The sequence below is a fragment of the Gelidibacter sp. genome, from assembly GCF_039916245.1.
Lineage (GTDB): Bacteria > Bacteroidota > Bacteroidia > Flavobacteriales > Flavobacteriaceae > Gelidibacter.
Map to the genome: position 1 here is coordinate 1 of NZ_JBDSLS010000016.1, position 2,549 is coordinate 2,549.

Annotated in this window: 1 protein-coding gene; it reads left to right on the forward strand. The window is 38.3% G+C overall.

Going from position 1 to position 2,549, the window contains the following annotated elements:
* A partial coding sequence (recG, locus tag ABIQ28_RS01150; protein ID WP_348034916.1) for an ATP-dependent DNA helicase RecG occupies positions 1-2,034 on the forward strand: 2,034 nt, incomplete at its 5' end.
* Positions 2,035-2,549: the final 515 nt, after the last annotated feature.

A 2,549-nucleotide genomic window follows, 5' to 3' on the forward strand; every position in this document is an offset into this window, starting at 1 on the left:
CGAAGCGAACTTGGCATTCACACCTATCAAGATTTGATCAATTTGTTTCCCAATCGCTATATTGACAAAACGCAGTACTATAAAATCAACCAACTGCAACAAAATAGCGCTGACGTTCAAATTATCGGAGAAATCACAAGCTTAAAGGAAGCTGGACAAGGCAGAGGAAAACGCTTAGTTGCCACCTTCAAGGACGATACTGGCATTGTAGAATTGGTATGGTTTAGAGGTCATAAATGGATCCGAGAAAGTATTAGACTTGGAAAACCATACGTGATTTTCGGAAAAACCAATTGGTTTAATGGTGTTTTCAGCATGCCACATCCTGAAATGGAACTGTTGGAAGAGCACGAAAAAAACCTCCGATCGGCCATGCAACCGATTTATCCATCTACCGAAAAATTGGCAAACAAAGGAATTTCCAATCGTGTTTTGAACAAGATCATGCAGCAATTATTTTTGGAAACCAAAGGTCGATTTGAAGAAACACTCTCCGATAATTTACTGTCAGAACTGAAATTAATTTCGAAAAGCAAAGCCCTTTTTAACATCCATTTTCCGGAGAATCAAGAACTACTTTCGAAGGCACAATTCCGATTAAAATTTGAAGAATTATTCTACATTCAGCTCCAATTGATCATCAAGAATTTGATCCATAAATCAAAAATTAAAGGTTTTAATTTTGCGCATGTCGGACACTATTTTAACACCTTTTTCCAGGAGCATTTACCCTTCGATTTGACCAACGCACAAAAGCGGGTTTTACGGGAAATCAGAGCCGATTTAGGAAGCAATGCGCAAATGAATCGCTTATTGCAAGGCGATGTTGGTTCTGGAAAGACTATAGTTGCCCTCATGTCAATGTTAATGGCACTTGACAACGGTTTTCAAGCATGCTTAATGGCACCGACTGCTATTTTGTCAGTCCAACACTATCACGGATTAGTTGAGCTATGTAATAATTTGAACATCAGTATAAAACTGCTCACTGGTTCAACTAAAACTTCAGAGCGGCGAAAAATTCATGAGGCGCTCGAAAATGGCGAATTAGACATCTTAATTGGCACCCATGCCTTGCTCGAAGATAAAGTAAAATTCAAGAATTTAGGGCTTGCCGTCATTGATGAACAGCATCGTTTTGGAGTGGCGCAACGCAGTAAATTATGGCATAAAAACACCTCGCCTCCGCACATTTTAATTATGACCGCAACCCCCATTCCAAGAACTTTAGCCATGTCCGTTTATGGCGATTTGGACGTGTCCGTAATTGACGAATTACCACCTGGAAGAAAGGATGTAAAAACTGTCCATCGGTATGACAAAAATCGCTTAAAAGTTTTCAAATTTATCCGAGAGGAAATTGCAAAAGGCAGACAGATTTATATCGTATATCCGCTGATCCAAGAAAGCGAAAAAATGGATTATAAAGATTTGATGGATGGCTACGAAAGTATCGTTAGGGAATTTCCAATGCCCGAATATCAAATCTCAATTGTTCATGGGCAAATGAAACCTGCCGATAAAGATTTCGAGATGCAGCGTTTTGTAAAAGGCGAAACGCAAATCATGGTCGCCACCACAGTTATTGAAGTTGGTGTTAACGTTCCTAATGCTTCCGTCATGATTATCGAAAGTGCCGAACGCTTCGGATTATCTCAATTACACCAATTAAGAGGTCGCGTAGGTCGTGGTGCCGAACAGAGTTATTGCATTTTGATGACGAGCCACAAACTTAGTGAAGACAGCAAAACCCGACTTCAAACCATGGTCAGCACCAATGACGGCTTTGAAATTGCCGAAGTTGACCTGCAACTTCGCGGACCTGGCGATTTGATGGGCACGCAACAAAGCGGTGTTTTAAATCTCAAAATAGCCGATGTGATCAAAGACAAGGACATTTTGCAACATGCACGTCATCACGCCAAAGCAATTTTAAAAGCCGACCCTTCGCTATCGCTTCCCGAAAATAAAGTATTGCGCTATACTTACGGACAGTTGAGTAAGTATAAGAATATTTGGAATTATATATCTTAGTCTTCAGTCTTCAGTTGGCAGTCTTCAGTTGGCAGCCTTAATTTGAAAAAATTATCGTTTATACATGAATAACAAGATCTTTAAAGCTATCTATTGGTGTTAATACTATTCAAGGATCATAATACTCTGCAGGTTTTAAAACAGAATGAAAACCTTGTAAATTCGTAAAAATTTATAGAAAATATTTTAGTGTCGTAATTTCCAAAAACAGATGAATTTGAGGATTCGTGAAATTCGTGTCAACATCTTTAAAAAACAAAGCGAGACGCACTAAAAAAATAGATACCAACTCGACATATACTCTGGTAAATCCTAATACTGACTGAAAACCTATTGCATTCGTGAAATCATAGTGAAAAATTAGAGTAATCATAGCCAAAGCATGAATAAGTCCGTGAAAATCCGTGAAATCCGTGTCAAAATTTTTAGAAATCAAAGCAAGATTCACTAAAATTCATAGATTTAACTTAATTTGATAGCTTCAAAAAAACCGCCAACTAAACAATATGAGAACA